Here is a 16,700-nt window from a genome sequence, read left to right as displayed (position 1 = left end):
TCAGCAATAGCTGACATGGGTGCTCACGTCCCCGGCTTCAGACGGCGAGGTGGGATTTGTTCCACTCGTTCAGGAGGCCCGCCGCGTATTCGCGCCGGTCGTTGATCGAGGATCCGGAGCTCTTCTCGTAATACCGGTCGAAGGCCTCCGCCACCGCACGGGGGTCGTTCGGGTTCGAGTCGATAAGGGTTTCGGCGCGTTGATAGGCGGGGTCGGTGCGCAATTCCTGAGCCATGTAGTCGACATGGGTCTCCCAGTTGCCGAGACTCTCGCCTGGCTTGCTCGCGAACGTCCTGAGCCCCGCTTCTCGGTCGAAACGCCACTGGAAGATGCCTTTGGCCGTTCCGTCGTCACCCGTGGCATCGACCCGGAAACCTGACTCGAACTTCGCGTTGGCGACGATTCCCGCCGCCTGCGCCGGGGTGAAATGGTGTGTGTTGATGAGGTATTCCATCATTGCCATCGCGTCAGGCTTGTCCGCGGTGGGAATGATCGCGGTGCCCATCGAACCCGAGTTGCGGGTCCACGGGGTGGTTCCGTTGTACCCCGAGGTGGGGTACGACACCGGCTGAATGCCGCTGTTGTTGTTGCCGGATGTGGGGGTGAAGCTCGGCTCGTCGCCGCGGATCTGGAGCGCCGCGGCCGCTGCCTGGTCCGAGACGCCGCTGACCTGGGTGTATGTCGTGTTCAACGTACTCCAGACACCCGTGAACAGGCCGTTGATTATTTCTTTCGGCAGTTCTTTCTTGACGTTTCCGTGCTCATCCGTCTCCGGCTCGCCGGTTTTTTCGGTCACGGTCCGCACCGCGTTGTGGGAGGCATCGATCTTTCCGTTGAGCTCCCCCACCGCGGTGTCGATGGCGCCGTAAGCCTTCGTGACGACCTCCCCGATCCCAGCGGTCTGCACGACGATGCCGTCGTCCTTGCGGTTGATGCCCGACGTGACGTTCTCCATCTTGTCTTTGTTGTCGCCATATCGGTCGATCATTGTCGACTGGTCCTCGGGTTTGGCGATTCCTCGAGCGCGCAGCAGCTGACGCAGATCGGGAGCCTTGGACGGTGTGCCCGACCCCAGCAACTGGACTTGGGTTTGAATAATCCCCTCGGCCGCGGTGAACAGAGCTTTCAATCCCGCCGGTGCGCAGGCCGGAAGCTCGTGCAAATCGCCCAGCCGCTTGGTGCCGTCGGGACTCATCGGCGCCTCGCTCTCACCCAGGCAGACCACGTCGATACACGTCGAGTATCGGATGTTCCCGGTTGTGGGAACGGCTGCCGAGCTGGTCCGGTGAACCGGGCAAAGGCCCGGCTGGCCGTCGACGTGGAACTGTGCGTGCCGCCGTTGTTACCGTGAATCATGACCAGCGAACCCGCGCATCGGCGCCGCGAGCAGCTCCGGGACTTTCTGCGCTCTCGTCGGGCGCGGCTGGCGCCGAGTGATGTCGGTCTCGTCGCGGCGGGGCGGCGACGTACTCCTGGGCTGCGGCGCGAAGAGGTCGCCGCGCTGGCCGGTGTCGGGGTGTCCTGGTACACCTGGCTCGAGCAGGGGCGCGATATCACGGTGTCGGCCGAGGTCCTCGATGCGATCGCCGGGGCCCTGCTGCTGAGTGAGCCGGAGCGGGTGCACCTGTATCTGCTGGCGGGTCTCAATCCGCCGCCCGCCGGTGCGGCGCCCGCTGCCGAGGTGACTCCCGAAGTGCGGCAACTGCTCGATGGGTGGGAGCGGCGACCAGCGGTGTTGCGCGACCGGTACTGGAATGTGCTGGCGTTCAACGATAGTGCTCGGACGGTGTTCGGCTACGACGACTCCGAACACAACTGCTTGGTCACGTTCTTCACCAATCCCCGATACCGCGCCATGCGCGATGTCTGGGCGGCGGCTGCTCCCGCGGTCGTGGCCGCCTACCGCGCCGATACGGCGCACTGCGCCGACCACCCCGAGTTCCGGAGGATTGTGGACGACCTCAGCGCGGCAAGCCCCGAATTCGCGGAGTTGTGGGCGCGCCACGAGGTCGGCGTCGCGAGCCAGGCGGTGAACGCGCTGCGCCATCCCGAGGCCGGTGCGCTGTTCTTCGACGCGACGACCCTGACGGTCGCCGATCATCCCTGCTGGCACCTCGTGTTGTACAACCCGCGACCGGGCACCGACACCGCGGCCCGGCTCGAACGACTGCACCGCATCCGTCTCGCCGCCCCGGCTTGACCGGAGTCCGAACGTGGTGGTGCCGAACCCACGATAACTGCGCACTGTTTGCCCGCCGCGCGGGTTGGCACGCTGTGGCCATGGCACACAACAGCTTCCGATTCGACGGCAAGATCGCACTGATCACCGGAGGTTCCAGCGGCATGGGCTTGGCCGCGGCGCGCCGGTTGCTCGCCGAAGGCGCGCTGGTCATCATCACCGGACGCGACAAGACCCGGCTCGATGCCGCAGTCGAGGAGCTCGGCGAGCGGGTCCTCGCGATCCCCGGTAACGCAGCGAGTCTCGCCGATCTCGAAACACTGGCGACAACCATTCAGGATCGGTATGGGCGGCTGGATGTCGTGTTCGCCAACGCGGGAATCGGCGCGTTCCAGCCCATCGAAGAGGTCACCGAGGCGGAGTTCTATCGTGTCGTGGACATCAACTTCAAAGCGGCGTTCTTCACCATCCAGAAGACGCTGCCGCTGCTGTCCGATCAAGCCGCGATCGTGATCAACTCGTCGTTCGGGCTGCATCGGGGGATGCCTTCCGCTGCTCTCTACTCGGCGACCAAGGCAGCGGTGCACAACCTCACCCGGACCCTTGCGGCCGAACTCGCGCCGAGGAGGATCCGGGTCAACTCGGTGAGCCCCGGCTACGTCGATACGCCGGCGTTCCGGGCCGAGATCTCGGCCGAGGCCCAGGCTGCCATCGGCAGCGGGGTCGCGGCAGGCCGCATCGGCGAGCCCGGCGAGATCGCCGCCGCGGTCGCGTTCCTCGCCTCCGATGAAGCGTCCTACATCAACGGACAGGACCTGCTGGTCGACGGCGGCCTGATCTCCGCCATCCCGGCGGGGATGCTGTGACAAACCCTTGCCAGGGAGCTTTTGAAAGCGCAGACTTGCGTACGTGGCTGCTTTCAGAGATGTCGAGCTGACGATCCTCGGGGATCCGATGCGGCAGGCGATCTTCGAACGACTCGCACGGCGACCGTCCTCGGTCGGCGATCTGGCCGAGTCGTTGCCGATCACCCGCCAGGCCGTTTCCCAGCATCTGCGGGTGCTCAAGGACGGGGGACTGGTGGTGGCCACACCGGAGGGCACGCGGCGCATCTACCGGATCAACCCGGACGGATTGGCCGCGATCCAGGCGTACTTCCAGCGGATCTGGGACGACGCGCTGACCAGTTTTCAGAAGGCCGCGGACGCGGCGGCCGATCCCGAACAGGAGACCTCATGACCACGACCCTTCCCACCCTGCAAGGCAAAGCCAGCGTGGCGATGCCGATCGAGAAAGCCTTCGCCTTCTTCACCGAATCGTTCGGCAGCTGGTGGCCCGCTGCCTACCACATCGGCCAGGCCGAGATGGCCGACGCGATCCTCGAAACCGGCGAGGGCGGACGCTGGTACGAGCGCGGCGTCGACGGGACCGAATGCGACTGGGGCCGCGTACTCACCTGGGAGCCACCGCACCGGCTGGTCGTGACCTGGCAGATCAACGGCCACTGGCAATACGACCCCGATCCCGCGCATGCGAGCGAGATCGAGGTCCGCTTCACCCCGGAAGGCCCGAATCAAACCAGCGTCGAACTCGAACACCGCCATCTCGACCGCCTCGTCGACGGCAAAGCCATCCACGACACGATCGTCGAACGTGGCGGCGGATGGGGCACGGTGCTCGAGCTGTTCGCCGAAACCGCTGAAGCACAAGGCTGACCGGCCATTTACGGGCACCGTGGCCGCGCGAGTGCTTAGCATCGGATGGTGGAGCCAGGATCGGTACTGAAGGCGCGCGCGGGCGGGAAGCTGCACGGCGGCAACCATGGGATCGCGCCGGAAGAGGTGGTGGCCGCGCAGCGGGCTCGCATGCTGGTGGGCATGATCGAGGCCGCGGCGCGGAAAGGGTATGCCGCGGTGACGGTCGCGGACGTGCTCGAGCGTGCCGGTGTCTCCCGGATGACGTTCTATCAGCATTTCGCGAACAAGGAGGCATGCTTTCTCGCCGCCTACGACATGGCCGTGGAGATCGTGATGAGCCGGATCGGGGCCGCGCTCACGTCCAGCGGTCCCGCGCTGGAACGCATCGACCGCGCACTGGACGCCTACTTCTCGACGCTCGCGCAGGAACCCGAGGTGGCCAAGGTCTTCCTGGTGGAGGTGTACGCGGCGGGGACGGCGGTGCTGCAGCGGCGATTGGCCACACAGTCCGGTTTGGTGGATGGATTCGCCGCGGCGCTCGGCGCGAGCCTGCCGGAGCAGCGGGTGGTGGCCGAGGCGGTGATCGGCGCGGTCGTCGCGCTGGCGACCAACCGAATCGTCGCGGGCGATTTCGGCGGCCTACCGGGTTTGCGGGAACCGCTGATGTCGCAGCTGATCACGAAGCTGGTGCGGGAGGATCCGGCCGCCCGGTGAGACGAGCGGCCCCTGCGCCTATCGGACGAGCAGTCCCATACGGCTGTTTCCTATAGGGTCGAACCGTCGCAGTGTCGCGAAGGGATGACCGTCATGAGTCTGCTTGTGCCGCAATCGATCAACGAGGTCTCCGGTACGGTCCGCCAGGCGCGGGCGACGTGGGCCTGGCATGCGCAGCGGGCGGGCGCGCGGCTCGCCGAACGTTATCCGGCGCCGGTTCGGCCGCTGGCCGATCCGCCACCCGGCAGCGGACTCAAACCGGTGCCGGGTGACTTCGGACTGCCCGGCATCGGCTACACCTTGCAGGCGTTGGCCGACCCGATCCACTTCGCGCGGACGAGATCGGAGAAATTGGGTCCGATCCAATGGTTCGGCCTGCTCGGGCGCCGCATGGTCGGGATCGCCAGCCCGGAGGGACTCCAGGCGGTGATGCTGGACCGGAACAAGGCGCTGTCGGCCCAGCGCGGCTGGGAATTCCTGATCGGCCCGTTCTTTCGCGGCGGGCTGCTGCTGCGTGATTTCGACGAGCACCGGTTCCATCGGCGCATCATGCAGCAGGCGTTCACCCGGCCGCGATTGATCGGCTATCTCGACCTGACCACGCCGCGGATCACCCGCGGCATCGCGGACTGGCGGCCGGGCGCGGACTTCCGCGTCTATCGTGCGATCAAGAAACTGCTGCTCCAGCAGGCCACCGAGGTCTTCGCGGGCGCTGAGCTGGGCGCGGAGGCCGCCCGGCTGGAGCGTGCCTTCGAGGACGCGGTGCGCGGTGGCGCGGCGCTGATCCGGACCAACGTCCCCGGTGGGGTGTGGGCTCGCGGCTTGCGCGGGCGGCGGGTGCTCGAACAACACTTCCGCCGCGCGTTGCCCGCCAAACGGGCCGGCGACGGCAACGACCTGTTCAGCGTGCTGTGCCGGGCCAGCACCGAGGACGGCGAGACCTTCACCGACGCCGAGGTGGTCGAGCACATGATCTTCGTGATGATGGCCGCCCACGACACCAGCACCATCGCCGCGTCCATGCTGGTCTACGAGCTCGGCCGACATCCGGAATGGCAGCAGCGGCTGCGCGCCGAATCCGTCGCGCTGGGCAAGCCCGCACTCGGCTACGACGATCTGGACCGGTTGCCCTCGCTCGATCTCGCGTTCAAGGAGGCGTTGCGGATCTATTCGCCGGTGGCCCAGCAGATCCGCGAGACGGTCACCGACACCGACATCCTCGGCTACTACGTCCCGAAAGGGACGCTCGTCCTGTGCGGCACCTACGCCATCATGCGCACCGAGGAGTACTGGCACGATGCCGACGAGTTCGACCCGGAGCGTTTCGCCGACCACCGCCGTGAGGACAAGTCCCATCGCTTCGCGTGGGCGCCGTTCGGCGGTGGCGCGCACAAATGTATCGGCCTCTACTTCGGCGGTATGACGGTGAAAGCCCTTGTGCACCAAATGCTGTTGCGATACCGCTGGAGTGTGCCGGACGGCTACCGGGTACCGCTGGTCGCGGGGACCGGCCCGATGCCGGCCGACGGTCTGCCGATCCGGCTGGAACGGATCGGCCGATGAGGATCGTCGCCGATCGCACCGTCTGCGCGGGCCATGGCATGTGCGAAGCGCTCGCGTCGCAGCGATACCTGCCGCGCTTCGTTTTGCGTCGTCTCCGGCGGGTACCGCGAATCTCGACGAGCTGTCCATCGACTCGAGAGGACCGGTGATTTCCCATGGCCACCTGCGCCACCTGCGGTAACGAGTACGACAAGACATTCACCATCACCCGGGACGGCGAATCCGCCATCTTCGACAGCTTCGAATGCGCGATCAACGCGATGGCCCCGACGTGCACGCACTGTTCGTGCCGAATCCTGGGGCACGGTGTCGAGGCGCGCGGTGAGTACTTCTGCTGCGCGCACTGCGCCCACGAAGCAGGCCACCCGGCCCTGGTCGATCACGTGTGAGCGAGCGTCAGCGAGCGAACCGAGGACACAGTGCGCTCTCGCGCACGACGGAGCCGAGCGCCAGCGAGGCGCAGTCGTGAGGGATAGACCGGCTCACTCGCGCTGAGCGGGCGCGTGGAGCCCGGCTGCCGCCGCTGCTTCGCCGAGCACCGCCTCGAGCATGGCCGGGGTGAGTCGTCCGGTGAAGGTGTTCTGCTGGCTCACGTGGTAGCAGCCGAACAGCTCCAGCGGCGTCCGTTCCACGTCGGTCGCGGCGAGTGCCACGTGCGCGCCGTGGCCGAATTTCGGTCGCGGACGCGGGACGACCCAGCCCGCCCGCGCCAGCACCGGGAACAGCGCCTGCCAGCCGAATGCTCCGAGCACCACCACCGAGCGGAGGGTCGGGGTCAGCAGGCGAATTTCGGTGTCCAACCAGTGACCGCACCGGTCCCGTTCGGCCGGGGTCGGCTTGTTGTCCGGCGGTGCGCAGTGCACCGGCGCGGTGACCCGTACGCCGGTGAGCCGCAGCCCGTCGTCGATGCTCGTCGACGTCGGTTGATTGGCCAAGCCCACGGCGTGCAGCGCGGCGTAGAGCACGTCCCCGCTGCGGTCGCCGGTGAACATGCGCCCGGTCCGGTTGCCGCCGTGCGCGGCGGGCGCGAGCCCGACGATGAGCATCCGGGCGTCGTCCGGGCCGAATCCGGGAACCGCACGTCCCCAATACGTTTGGTCGCGAAAGGCGGGGCGCTTCTGCTCGGCCGCGAGTTGGCGCCAGGCGACCAGGCGGGGGCAGGCGAAGCAATCCGCGACCGCGGCGTCGAGTTCGGCGACGCTGCGGCACACGCGGCCGGAGATCTCACTGTTGTTCATCGGAATTCCGTTCGGAGGTACTCCCACTCTGCCTCAGCTCGGTTGTTCACAGCCGATCCGTCCCATCCCGACCGACGCCCTCGGACATCTGTCCAGTTCAGCGGCGTGGCGGGCCGGATATCGAGCCGGAGATGTGATCGGTACCACCCGGTCCGGGTTGGTAGCATGGCGGTTCCGACCGACCGGATGCGGGTAGCTCACCGCCGGCTTCATTCGAAAGAGTCTTCCATGCAGTTTGAAATCGTCGAGCGGGACGAGACGTGGGTTGCCGGGCTGCCGGTGCGCAGCCCAAAGCGTGCGCTCGGGGAACTGCGTGACCGCGACCTGGAGGCCGCCTGGGCGGCCGTGCTGCACCAGGAGCTCGGCGGACCGCTGGCCAGCGCCTACACCGATTACAGCGGTGAGCTCGGCACCTACAACACACAGATCGTCGGCTACCAGTGCGCGTCCTTCGACGACGTCACCCGCGGGCACCTGGTGGCACGCCTGCCGCGCGGCGCCTATGCGCGGTTCTCTTCGGTCGGTAACTTCCCGCAGGTGATGACCGACCTGTGGACGCAAATCGCCTATGCCGAGGAGCACAACCAGATCAAGCGGACTTATACCGGCGATTTCGAGTGCTATCCACACGCCTACAAGATCGATCTCTACTTGGCGGTCGAGGCCCGATGAGCTATGCGATCGTGGTCCGCGCCGAGGCGATCTACGGCGGGCTGGTGGTCCCGCGAGTGCGCCCCAGTTTCAAGGTCAGCAACAGTGACCTGATCGAGTTCCTCAAGGATCGGCTGCGCGACCGAGCGGGCGAGGATCGGCCGATGTACACGGTGTACGTGCCGGATCCGGCCGGGAACTACAACGCGGTGGTGTGCTTCGAGTACCCCGCCGCGGACGCCGTGCCGGTGGGCGACGTCCTGGTGCGGGTGCCGAAAGGTGTCTACGCGCGTTTCGCGCCGAACGGCGACTATCACGATCCGGTGGAGGACGTGTGGGCGCAGGTCGACGACGCGACGGCGTCGGCGGAGATCACCCGTGCCTACCGTGAAGAGATCGAGATCTGGCACGGACCGGAGTCCGTGGAACTGTTCATCTCCATCCTCGTATAGATTGCTGAAAGGTAGCTACAGCAGAACCGACTGGTCTCCCCGTTATTTCCGATATTGACCACACCGCTTCTGACCTGCGGAAACAGTATGCGTACCGCAGAGTTTCCGGAAGATTAGCCGGACGGCTGGTCAATTCCTATCGGATGACGGATACTGCCCTGGGCAACTTCGTCTCGGCTCATGGCCGTGGGGTGCTGCATGAGGCTGGACCAACGCGCATAACAGCGCGGCGATGGAGTAGGAACAACATGACTGTGGATCTGATTGCAGTCGTGCCGACGAACTCCCTTGGGCGGGGAGTGTTTCGGTATTACGACGCGCAATCCGAGTGTGCGTTCTCAGTCGCCGAACCGAGCGTTCAGCCGGAGCTCTGGCACCGGTACCTGGACGGTGCGCTGGAGGTCTACCAGCGCTTCGGGGTCGAACACGCGCTCGAATACGAGTCGGTCGCCGATGGCCGGTCGACGTCGCTGTTCTTCGCGGCACTCGACGCGGGCGGCGAGATGGTCGCCGGAGTGCGGATGCAAGGCCCGTATACCGCGGCACGGCAGGCGCACGCGCTGGTCGAATGGGCGGGTCACCCCGGAGCGGACGAGCTGCACCGGATGATTGCCGATCGGATACCGGAGGGTGTGATCGAAGCCAAAGGCGCGTGGGTCGCCCGGGACGCGCCCAACCGCGCCGAGCTGAGCGCGGCCATCTCGCGCTCCGTGCTGCACGCGGCGCGCCTGCTCGGCGCGCGCTACGGTTTCGCCACGGTGGCGTCGTTCACCGTAGGCCGCCATCAGTCGTGCGGCGCGGTGCCCGCCGAGGGGATCCCCGCGGTTCCGTATCCCGACGAGCGCTACCAGACCGTGCCGCTGTGGTGGGATACCCGGTCCTACGCGGCATTCGCCGAGCAATCGCAACGGTCCCTGGCTCAGGCCGAGCAGAAGGCGCTCGGCGTACCGGCTGCCCGAACACCCGATGGCCCGTGCGGGGGCGTCCGGGGAGCGGGGGATCGGCGCCGACATGGGCGGTGACCGCAGCCGAGTGGCGCCGCACCGGCCCCTGGTCCTGGACGGCACCGATCCGGGCGACGCTCGGACGCTCGCCACGCTGCGCGACGATCCGCGCGTCGAATTCACCGACCTGCGCGCGTCGCTGCGCGCCGAGCTCGGCAAAATGGTTGCCGCCCCGGATATCTCGGAGGGCCCCGAGGCGGATCGGTGGATCTACTACCCGTGGCGCGCCGCCGTGATCGGGTTGCCGGGACGGCGGACATTCCGGATGATTCGGCTGGATCGCAATCGGAACAAACTCACCACAGCGGAACAGGATCGTCTGGCCGAAAGCACGATCGGGATCATCGGGCAAAGCGCCGGACACGCGATCGCGCATCTGCTCGCACTCGAAGGCATTTGCGGCGGGCTGCGTTTGGCCGATCTGGACGAAATCGAGTTGTCGAATCTCAACCGGGTTCCCGGAACGCTGTTCGACATCGGCGTCAACAAAGCGGTCGTGACTGCGCGGCGTATTGCCGAACTGGATCCCTATCTGCCGGTGGAGATCTTCGCCGCCGGAGTCGACGAGAATTCGGTGGACGCTTTCCTGGACGGCTTGGACGTCGTCGTCGAGGAATGTGATTCGCTCGATATGAAACTACTGGTCCGCGAGGCGGCGGCTCGGCACGGCATTCCGTTGCTCATGGAGACCAGCGACCGTGGTTTGCTGGATGTCGAGCGCTTCGATCTCGAACCCCAGCGCCCGGCGTTTCACGGGTTGCTCGGGGACATTCGCGCCGCGGATCTGCGCGGGCTGACGCCCAGGAAGAAGGCGCCGTTCGTGGTGAAGCTGCTCGGCGCCGCCGGGCTGTCGCCGCGGCTGGGCGCGAGCATGGTCGAAGTCGGGGAGACGGTGACCAGCTGGCCGCAACTGGGCGGCGACGTCGCCCTCGGCGCCGCGAGTGTGGTCGCCGCCGTGCGGCGCATCGGTCTCGGCACGAAGCTGGATTCCGGCCGCGTCCGGGTGGACATGGAACGGCATCTCGACGAGCTGGCCGACCCGCCGCCGACCGACGAACCGATCTGGGCGGAGGTCGCGCCCGAATCGGCCGCAGGACCCATCGACAGCGTGCTGGCCTGCGCGCAGCGGGCGCCCTCCGGGGGAAACATGCAGCCGTGGACGCTGCGCGCCGGGCCGAGCGACATCCGCATCGAGCTGGCTCCGGAGTACAGCTCGGCGATGGACGTCGGCTATCGCGGCAGCGCCGTCGCGCTCGGGGCCGCCTTGTACAACGCGCGCGCCGCCGCGGCGGCACACGGCATCCTCGGCCCGTACGAGTTCAGCGAGGGCGCCGCCGGGTCCGGTGAGCTCGTCGCGCGGCTGCGCCTGGGCGGTGAACGGAATCCGGAACTCGCCGCCGACTATCCGGCCGTGCTGCGCCGCGCGACCAATCGCCGGGTCGGCACCGGCGCCCCGCTGGCCGACGGGGTGCTGGATTCCCTTGCGGCGGTCGCCGAATCGGCCGGTGCGCATCTGCGCGCGGTGGTGGATCGGCTGAGAATCGAAGAAGCTGCACGTTTGCTGGGTGATTCCGACCGAATCCGCTATCTCACGCCCCGGTTATACGAGGAAATGCTCGCCGAAGTTCGGTGGCCGGACGACGATCCGGACACCGGGATCGATGCGCGCAGCCTGGAACTCACCGATGACGAGTGGGCGGCGTTCGAGATCATCACGCGCGCCGATGTGATGGCGCAGTTGCGATCCTGGTCCGGCGGTGCGGCTCTGGGGAAATACACCGCCGACCGCGTGCGATCCAGCTCCGCCATTTTGGCCGTGACATTCGACGGCGCCGAGCCTCGGTTGAGCGACTATGCCGAGGCAGGGGCGGCGGTCGCGCAGGTTTGGGTGCAGGCCGAGCGCCTCGGATTGTGTGTGCAACCGATTTCGCCGGTATACCTGTACGCCCGACGCCCGGGCGAACTTACCGCGATTTCCCCCGACTTCGCGGATACACTAGCGTCACTTCAAGGTCGTTTCCTGAACCTGCTGGAAGTGCCCGAGCATGAGACCATGGCGTTGGTGCTTCGCCTGAGCTACGCCTCCGCCGCCACCGTACGCAGTCGGCGGCGTCCGGTGCTCGGCGTGGACGCCAGTAGTTAGCGCGATCGGAGACAATGTGCCACGGCGTACCCTCGACTCATTGGTGACCCAGGTCGCCTCCGAGCTCATGGGTGTGGACGCCACCACTATGGTCGCCGCCACCGAGCGCGTGCTCGCGAAATTGGTCGAGTACTTCGACGTGGACTTCAGCTATGTGCGACACACCGACCGCGAACGTCGAGCAACCGTGCTCATCGCGGAGTGGCCGCACCGGCAGAACGTGCCGGACCCCGACCCGCTCGGGGTGATCTATTTCGAGAGCGCCGACCCCGTGTTCCGTGCGCTGGAAAACGCGACCGAGCCCTTGGTCGCGCGTCCGACCCCGCAGTTCGCCGAGTATCAGGAGACCGTTCGCCGGGCCTCCGGCATCGCGGGAGTCACTTCGGCCGCCGTGCCGCTGCTGTCCCGGGGCGAGCCGACCGGTGCGCTCGGGTTCGTCAAAGCGGGTGATCGAGAGTGGAGCAATCGGGAGCTCAATGTGTTGAAGGCCATCGCGGCGCTCTTTGCGCAATTGCAGGCGCGGGTCGTCGCGGAAGAACGGCTCCGATATATCGCGCTGCACGACGATTTGACCGGTCTGGCGAATCGACGCGCGCTGCTCGAGCATATGGAGGAACGACTACGCGCGGGCAGTCCCGGTCCGGTGGCCGCGTTTTTCCTCGACCTGGATCGCTTGAAAGCACTCAACGATTTCCTCGGTCACACCGCCGGGGACAACTTCATTCGCACGTTGTCGACGCGGTTGCGGGAGAACCTGGACCCGAACGACATGATCGCCCGGCTCGGCGGCGACGAATTCGTCATCGTTCCCGCCAAACCCATGGACGCGGTGGCCGCCGAGTACGAGGCCAACCGCATCCAGCAGTTGATCGCCCGGCGGGTCACCGTCGGCGGCGAGTCCGTCAGCCGGGGCGCCAGCGTCGGGGTCGCGCTCGGCATTCCCGGGGAAACCACCGTCGCGGACGTGCTGCGCCGCGCCGATCACGCGCTGCTGTCGGCGAAGTCCGGCGGTGGCAACGGAGTCGCGGTGTTCACCGACGCCATGCGCGCCCAATTCGAGCTCCAGGACGATGTGGAGCTCAACTTGCGCGGCGCGGTGTCGGACGGTTCGCTGCTGCTGCACTATCAGCCCGAGGTCGACCTGCGCACCGGCCGCATCGTCGCGCTGGAGGCGCTGGTGCGCTGGTTGCATCCGACCAGGGGGTTGTTGCCGCCCGCCGCGTTCGTCACCGTGGCCGAGGCCACCAACCTGGCGGGCGAGCTGGGGCGCTGGGTGATTCGGTCGGCCTGCGCGCAGTTCGCGGAGTGGCGCCGCCGCGGCATGGCGGGGAACGTCGTGATGCGGATCAACGTGTCGCCGGTGCAATTGGTCAGCCTCGATTTCGTCGAGCGCATCGAAGACATCCTGCGCCTTTTCGGCATCGACGGAAGTTCGGTGTGTCTGGAGATCACCGAGCACGTCGTGGTGCAGGATCTGGCCCGCACCCAGGTCACCTTGCGCGGACTGAAGCGCATGGGCGTGCAGATCGCCATCGACGACTTCGGCACCGGATACAGCTCGCTGTCGCATCTCAAAGCGCTGCCGGTGGACGCGGTGAAGATCGATCGCGGCTTCGTCCAGCGGCTCGGCGCCAGCACCGACGATCTGGCCATCGTGAAATCCATCATCGGCCTGGCCGGTTCCTTCGGTTTGGGCGTCGTCGGCGAGGGCGTCGAGACGGCGGTCGCCGCACGCACCCTGGTCGGCCTCGGGTGCTATCGCGCGCAGGGGTTTCTCATCGCACGGCCCATGCCAGCGGAACAGGTCGAAGCACATCTGGCGGCGGGCCGGATTCCGCTCGACCTCGATCTGCCCCGAGCCGGTCGTGGGCTGCCCGCGCACTGAATCCCGGCGGCCGGACCGCATGCCGTGGTCGTCCTCCCGGGCCGAATCAGCTGGTTCGCCCGTTCTTTCACGTCTGTTCACATGTCGTTCGGCGCGGGTAACCCGATCCGCTGCACGATCGGCGACGTGCGCATAGTTCAGCTGGCGAACTTCTACGGCCCCCGTTCGGGTGGGCTGCGCACCGCGCTGCACCACCTGGGCGAGGGGTATGCCGCCGCCGGGCACGAGGTGGTGCTGATCGTGCCGGGTCCGCGACGATCGGAGGAGATCCTGCCCAGCGGGGTCGTGCGGATCACGCTGCCCGCGTTGGCCATTCCGTGGACCGGTGGCTATCGGGCGGCGCACCCGCGCCGGGTGGCCGACGTGCTGGCCGGGCTGCGGCCCGACGTGCTCGAGGTCTCCGATCGGCTGACGTTGCGCGGATTCGGTCGCTGGGCGCGGCGGCGCGAGGTGACCGGCGTGATGATCTCGCACGAGCGCCTCGACCGGCTGCTCGGCCAGGTGCTGCCCGGACCGGTGGCGCGGCGCTGCGCGGACGTGGCCAACCGGCATACCGCCGGCGAGTACGACAGGGTCGTGTGCACGACGGAATTCGCCCGCGAGGAATTCCAGCGCATCGGTGCGTCGAACGTGGAGCTGGTCCCGCTGGGGGTGGATCTGGAGTTGTTCAGCCCGCGGCGGCGCGACCGCAGGCTGCGTGCCGATCTCGGGGTGCCGGGACATCCGCTGCTGGTGCACTGCGGCCGGTTGTCGGTGGAGAAGCGGGTGGATCGCAGCATCGAGGCGGTCGGCGCGCTGCGCGAAGCGGGCATCGAGGCCCGGTTGGTGGTCGCGGGAGACGGTCCGCGGCGGGATGCCTTGCAGCGGCGGGCACGGGCACTGCCCGCGCTGCCCGGTGGGGTGCCGGCCGTGCACTTCACCGGCTTCATCTCCGAGCGGGCGATGGTCGCGAAATTGCTTGCCACCGCAGATGTCTCGCTGGCCCCTGGTCCGCACGAGACGTTCGGGCTGGCCGCGCTGGAGGCGCTCGCGGCGGGCACCCCCGTGGTGGCGAGCCGATCCTCGGCGCTGGCCGACATCGTGACCGCCGACTGCGGCGCGGTCGCCGCCGACGATCCGTCCGCGTTCGCGCGGGCGGTCACCGACGTGCTGGCCATGCCGCAGGCCGGGCGGCGCAAGGCCGCGCGCAGCCGCGCCGAGCAGTTCACCTGGCCGCGGGCGGTGGCGGGCATGCTGGAGGTGCTCGGCCGCTAGCCGGGCCGACCGCCGGTCAGCAGGCCGCCGGTTTCGACGGGCAGTTCAGCTGCACGTCGAGCACGCGCGCGCCCGGGCCCTCGGAGCCGAGCCGGTCGTGCTCGTTGACCAGGCGGCAGCTGCCCAGTGACAGGCAGCCGCAGCCGATACAGCCGGTGAGGTTGTCGCGCAAGCGAACCAGTTGGGTGATCCGGTCGTCGAGATCGGCACGCCAGGCCGTCGACAGGGTCTCCCAGTCGCGGCGGGTGGGGGTGCGGCCTTCGGGCAGCTGGTCGAGGGCGGCCCGGATCTCGCTCAGCGGTATGCCGACACGCTGGGAGATGCGGATGAAGGCAACCCGGCGCAGCGTCTCGCGAGCGTATCTCCGTTGGTTCCCGCTGGTGCGTCTGCTGGTGATGAGCCCTTCGCGTTCGTAGAAGTGCAACGCGGAGACCGCGACTCCACTACGCTCGGAGAGCTGGCCGGGGGTCAGCTCTTTCGCCCGCCAATCGGCTGTCGACATGCACACTCCTCCAATCACCTCAACAATACTTCAGGTTAGGTGAGCCGGGGGGCGGATTCAGCAGCACGGGTGATCAGCAAGAATTCCGTGCTCTCGAGGCCGCGGCGAACTACGGTCTGATCATGGGAGCAGATGCTGTGTCCGCGCGGCGCGAAGATCCGGACCCGCAGGGGCCCGAGCGGGACGATGCGCGCCTCGCGGTGACCTCCGAAGTCGGTGCGTTGCGTACGGTGCTGCTGCACCGGCCCGGCAACGAGCTGCGCAGGCTGACGCCGCGTAACAACGATCAACTGCTGTTCGACGGCATCCCCTGGGTGGAACGCGCGCAGCAGGAGCACGACACCTTCGCCGGCGTCCTGCGCGCCCGCGGCACCGAGGTGCTGCTGCTGTCGGACCTGCTCGCCGAGACGCTCGCGGTCAGCGGCGCCGCCCGCATCCAGGGCATCTCGGCCGCGGTCGACGCGCGCAGGCTCGGGCACACGCTGGCCGACGAGCTGGCCGCCTTCCTGCGCGGGGTCCCGGCGAGGGAATTGGCCGAGATCCTGATGGCGGGCATGACGTTCGACGAATTGCCGTTCGGGCCCGACCACACCTCCCTGGTCCGCCGCATGCACCACGGCGCGGACTTCGTCATCGATCCGCTGCCCAATCTGCTGTTCACCAGGGATTCCTCGTTCTGGGTCGGTCCGCGCGTCGCGATCACCTCGCTGGCACTGCCCGCCCGGAGCCGCGAGACTTCGCTGACCGATCTCATCTACGCCTTCCACCCCCGTTTCCTCGGGGTGCGGCGCGCCTATGAATCGCACACCGCTCCGATCGAGGGCGGTGACGTGCTGCTGCTGTCCCAAGGCGTCGTCGCGGTTGGCGTCGGGGAGCGTACCTCCCCCGCGGGGGCGGAAGCATTGGCCCGCAGCCTGTTCGACGACGACCTCGCGCACACCGTGCTGGTGGTGCCGATCGCGCAGACCCGCGCGACCATGCACCTGGACACGGTGTGCACCATGGTCGACGCCGACGCCGTCGTGATGTACCCGGCGGTGCGGGACTCGCTGTGCGCGTTCACCATTCACAAGGAGGACGACTACGGCGGGCGGCAGGGCGGCGGCCGGGTCGCGATGCGCGGTCCCGACCCGTTCCTGCCCGCCGCCGCCGACGCGATGGGCATCGGCAAGCTGCGGGTGATCGACACCGGGCTGGACGGCGTCACCGCCGAACGCGAGCAATGGGACGACGGCAACAACACCCTCGCCCTCGCCCCTGGCGTGGTGGTGGCCTACGAGCGCAACGAGATGACGAACGCCAGACTGGAGGACGCGGGCATCGAGGTGCTGCGCATCCCCGGTTCGGAATTGGGTTCCGGCCGCGGTGGACCCCGGTGCCTGTCCTGTCCGCTGTCCCGAGACGACGTGTGAGTCGCC

The 16,700-nt window shown here is 67.8% G+C and carries 17 protein-coding genes; 14 read left to right on the top strand and 3 right to left on the bottom strand.

Annotated features, from left to right (window positions below; translation table 11 throughout):
- Positions 1 to 37: 37 nt before the first annotated feature.
- Positions 38 to 1,195 (bottom strand): phage tail tip lysozyme, encoded by a 1,158-nt coding sequence (locus ON34_RS22860; protein ID WP_040782691.1) that lies wholly within the window; start codon positions 1,193 to 1,195, stop codon positions 38 to 40.
- 159 nt (positions 1,196 to 1,354) lie between these two features.
- Between ON34_RS22860 and ON34_RS22855 the strand changes: the two genes are divergently transcribed.
- From ON34_RS22855 to ON34_RS22825, 7 genes are all read left to right on the top strand, one after another.
- Positions 1,355 to 2,200, top strand: a complete 846-nt coding sequence (locus ON34_RS22855) for a helix-turn-helix transcriptional regulator (protein ID WP_040782689.1) — start codon at positions 1,355 to 1,357, stop codon at positions 2,198 to 2,200.
- Between the two features lie 80 nt (positions 2,201 to 2,280).
- Positions 2,281 to 3,045 (top strand): glucose 1-dehydrogenase, encoded by a 765-nt coding sequence (locus ON34_RS22850; RefSeq protein WP_040782687.1) that lies wholly within the window; start codon positions 2,281 to 2,283, stop codon positions 3,043 to 3,045.
- Positions 3,046 to 3,088: 43 nt separating this feature from the next.
- Positions 3,089 to 3,418, top strand: coding sequence for an ArsR/SmtB family transcription factor (locus ON34_RS22845; RefSeq protein ID WP_040782686.1), 330 nt, complete (start codon positions 3,089 to 3,091; stop codon positions 3,416 to 3,418).
- On the top strand, positions 3,415 to 3,894 hold the full coding sequence (locus tag ON34_RS22840; RefSeq protein ID WP_040782684.1) for an SRPBCC family protein: 480 nt from the start codon (positions 3,415 to 3,417) through the stop codon (positions 3,892 to 3,894). The genes ON34_RS22845 and ON34_RS22840 overlap by 4 nt, the downstream gene beginning before the upstream one ends.
- 48 nt (positions 3,895 to 3,942) lie before the next feature.
- Complete coding sequence (locus ON34_RS22835; protein WP_051022991.1) at positions 3,943 to 4,590, top strand: TetR/AcrR family transcriptional regulator; 648 nt, start codon at positions 3,943 to 3,945, stop codon at positions 4,588 to 4,590.
- Positions 4,591 to 4,683: 93 nt separating this feature from the next.
- Positions 4,684 to 6,153 (top strand): cytochrome P450, encoded by a 1,470-nt coding sequence (locus tag ON34_RS22830; RefSeq protein ID WP_040782895.1) that lies wholly within the window; start codon positions 4,684 to 4,686, stop codon positions 6,151 to 6,153.
- Between the two features lie 155 nt (positions 6,154 to 6,308).
- Entirely contained in the window at positions 6,309 to 6,542 is a 234-nt protein-coding gene (locus tag ON34_RS22825; protein ID WP_040782682.1) for a metallothionein, read from the top strand.
- A gap of 93 nt (positions 6,543 to 6,635) precedes the next feature.
- Here the strand turns inward: ON34_RS22825 and ON34_RS22820 are convergent, their stop codons facing one another.
- Positions 6,636 to 7,391 (bottom strand): uracil-DNA glycosylase, encoded by a 756-nt coding sequence (locus tag ON34_RS22820; protein WP_051022990.1) that lies wholly within the window; start codon positions 7,389 to 7,391, stop codon positions 6,636 to 6,638.
- Between the two features lie 228 nt (positions 7,392 to 7,619).
- On the opposite strand from ON34_RS22820, the gene ON34_RS22815 reads away from it, so the two are divergent.
- The 6 genes from ON34_RS22815 to ON34_RS22790 all read left to right on the top strand — a co-directional run bounded on the left by ON34_RS22815 (position 7,620) and on the right by ON34_RS22790 (position 14,780).
- The gene (locus tag ON34_RS22815; RefSeq protein ID WP_040782680.1) at positions 7,620 to 8,063 is read left to right on the top strand and encodes a GyrI-like domain-containing protein; all 444 of its coding nucleotides are present in this window, start codon (positions 7,620 to 7,622) and stop codon (positions 8,061 to 8,063) included.
- A complete protein-coding gene (locus tag ON34_RS22810) occupies positions 8,060 to 8,494 on the top strand; it encodes an effector binding domain-containing protein (protein ID WP_040782678.1) in 435 nt (144 codons plus the stop codon). The genes ON34_RS22815 and ON34_RS22810 overlap by 4 nt, the downstream gene beginning before the upstream one ends.
- Positions 8,495 to 8,742: 248 nt before the next feature.
- Positions 8,743 to 9,516 (top strand): hypothetical protein, encoded by a 774-nt coding sequence (locus ON34_RS22805; protein ID WP_174372064.1) that lies wholly within the window; start codon positions 8,743 to 8,745, stop codon positions 9,514 to 9,516.
- Positions 9,506 to 11,641, top strand: coding sequence for an Rv1355c family protein (locus tag ON34_RS22800; RefSeq protein ID WP_040782889.1), 2,136 nt, complete (start codon positions 9,506 to 9,508; stop codon positions 11,639 to 11,641). Before ON34_RS22805 ends, ON34_RS22800 begins: the two co-directional genes overlap by 11 nt.
- 43 nt (positions 11,642 to 11,684) lie before the next feature.
- Entirely contained in the window at positions 11,685 to 13,526 is a 1,842-nt protein-coding gene (locus tag ON34_RS22795) for a putative bifunctional diguanylate cyclase/phosphodiesterase (RefSeq protein WP_281032463.1), read from the top strand.
- 126 nt (positions 13,527 to 13,652) lie between these two features.
- A complete protein-coding gene (locus tag ON34_RS22790) occupies positions 13,653 to 14,780 on the top strand; it encodes a glycosyltransferase (RefSeq protein ID WP_040782887.1) in 1,128 nt (375 codons plus the stop codon).
- A 16-nt stretch (positions 14,781 to 14,796) separates the two neighbouring features.
- On the opposite strand, the gene soxR is transcribed toward ON34_RS22790, so the two are convergent.
- Complete coding sequence (gene soxR, locus ON34_RS22785; protein WP_040782675.1) at positions 14,797 to 15,282, bottom strand: redox-sensitive transcriptional activator SoxR; 486 nt, start codon at positions 15,280 to 15,282, stop codon at positions 14,797 to 14,799.
- Between the two features lie 122 nt (positions 15,283 to 15,404).
- On the opposite strand from soxR, the gene arcA reads away from it, so the two are divergent.
- Entirely contained in the window at positions 15,405 to 16,694 is a 1,290-nt protein-coding gene (gene arcA, locus ON34_RS22780; protein WP_245548147.1) for an arginine deiminase, read from the top strand.
- The last annotated feature ends 6 nt before the right edge of the window (positions 16,695 to 16,700 follow it).

It is taken from the genome of Nocardia pneumoniae NBRC 100136, from assembly GCF_000308755.1.
GTDB classification, from domain to species: Bacteria; Actinomycetota; Actinomycetes; order Mycobacteriales; family Mycobacteriaceae; genus Nocardia; species Nocardia pneumoniae.
The sequence above is the reverse complement of the archived record's forward strand: the minus strand, read 5'-3'. Positions and strand labels throughout refer to the sequence as shown.

What these genes read in the sequence shown, in the direction of transcription:
- soxR (WP_040782675.1), bottom strand. Translation starts at nt 15,282, where the DNA reads ATGTCGACAGCCGATTGGCGGGCGAAAGAGCTGACCCCCGGCCAGCTC.
- ON34_RS22820 (WP_051022990.1), bottom strand. Translation starts at nt 7,391, where the DNA reads ATGAACAACAGTGAGATCTCCGGCCGCGTGTGCCGCAGCGTCGCCGAA.
- ON34_RS22830 (WP_040782895.1), top strand. Translation starts at nt 4,684, where the DNA reads ATGAGTCTGCTTGTGCCGCAATCGATCAACGAGGTCTCCGGTACGGTC.
- ON34_RS22800 (WP_040782889.1), top strand. Translation starts at nt 9,506, where the DNA reads ATGGGCGGTGACCGCAGCCGAGTGGCGCCGCACCGGCCCCTGGTCCTG.
- ON34_RS22840 (WP_040782684.1), top strand. Translation starts at nt 3,415, where the DNA reads ATGACCACGACCCTTCCCACCCTGCAAGGCAAAGCCAGCGTGGCGATG.
- ON34_RS22860 (WP_040782691.1), bottom strand. Translation starts at nt 1,195, where the DNA reads ATGAGTCCCGACGGCACCAAGCGGCTGGGCGATTTGCACGAGCTTCCG.
- arcA (WP_245548147.1), top strand. Translation starts at nt 15,405, where the DNA reads ATGGGAGCAGATGCTGTGTCCGCGCGGCGCGAAGATCCGGACCCGCAG.
- ON34_RS22850 (WP_040782687.1), top strand. Translation starts at nt 2,281, where the DNA reads ATGGCACACAACAGCTTCCGATTCGACGGCAAGATCGCACTGATCACC.
- ON34_RS22805 (WP_174372064.1), top strand. Translation starts at nt 8,743, where the DNA reads ATGACTGTGGATCTGATTGCAGTCGTGCCGACGAACTCCCTTGGGCGG.
- ON34_RS22815 (WP_040782680.1), top strand. Translation starts at nt 7,620, where the DNA reads ATGCAGTTTGAAATCGTCGAGCGGGACGAGACGTGGGTTGCCGGGCTG.
- ON34_RS22825 (WP_040782682.1), top strand. Translation starts at nt 6,309, where the DNA reads ATGGCCACCTGCGCCACCTGCGGTAACGAGTACGACAAGACATTCACC.
- ON34_RS22855 (WP_040782689.1), top strand. Translation starts at nt 1,355, where the DNA reads ATGACCAGCGAACCCGCGCATCGGCGCCGCGAGCAGCTCCGGGACTTT.
- ON34_RS22810 (WP_040782678.1), top strand. Translation starts at nt 8,060, where the DNA reads ATGAGCTATGCGATCGTGGTCCGCGCCGAGGCGATCTACGGCGGGCTG.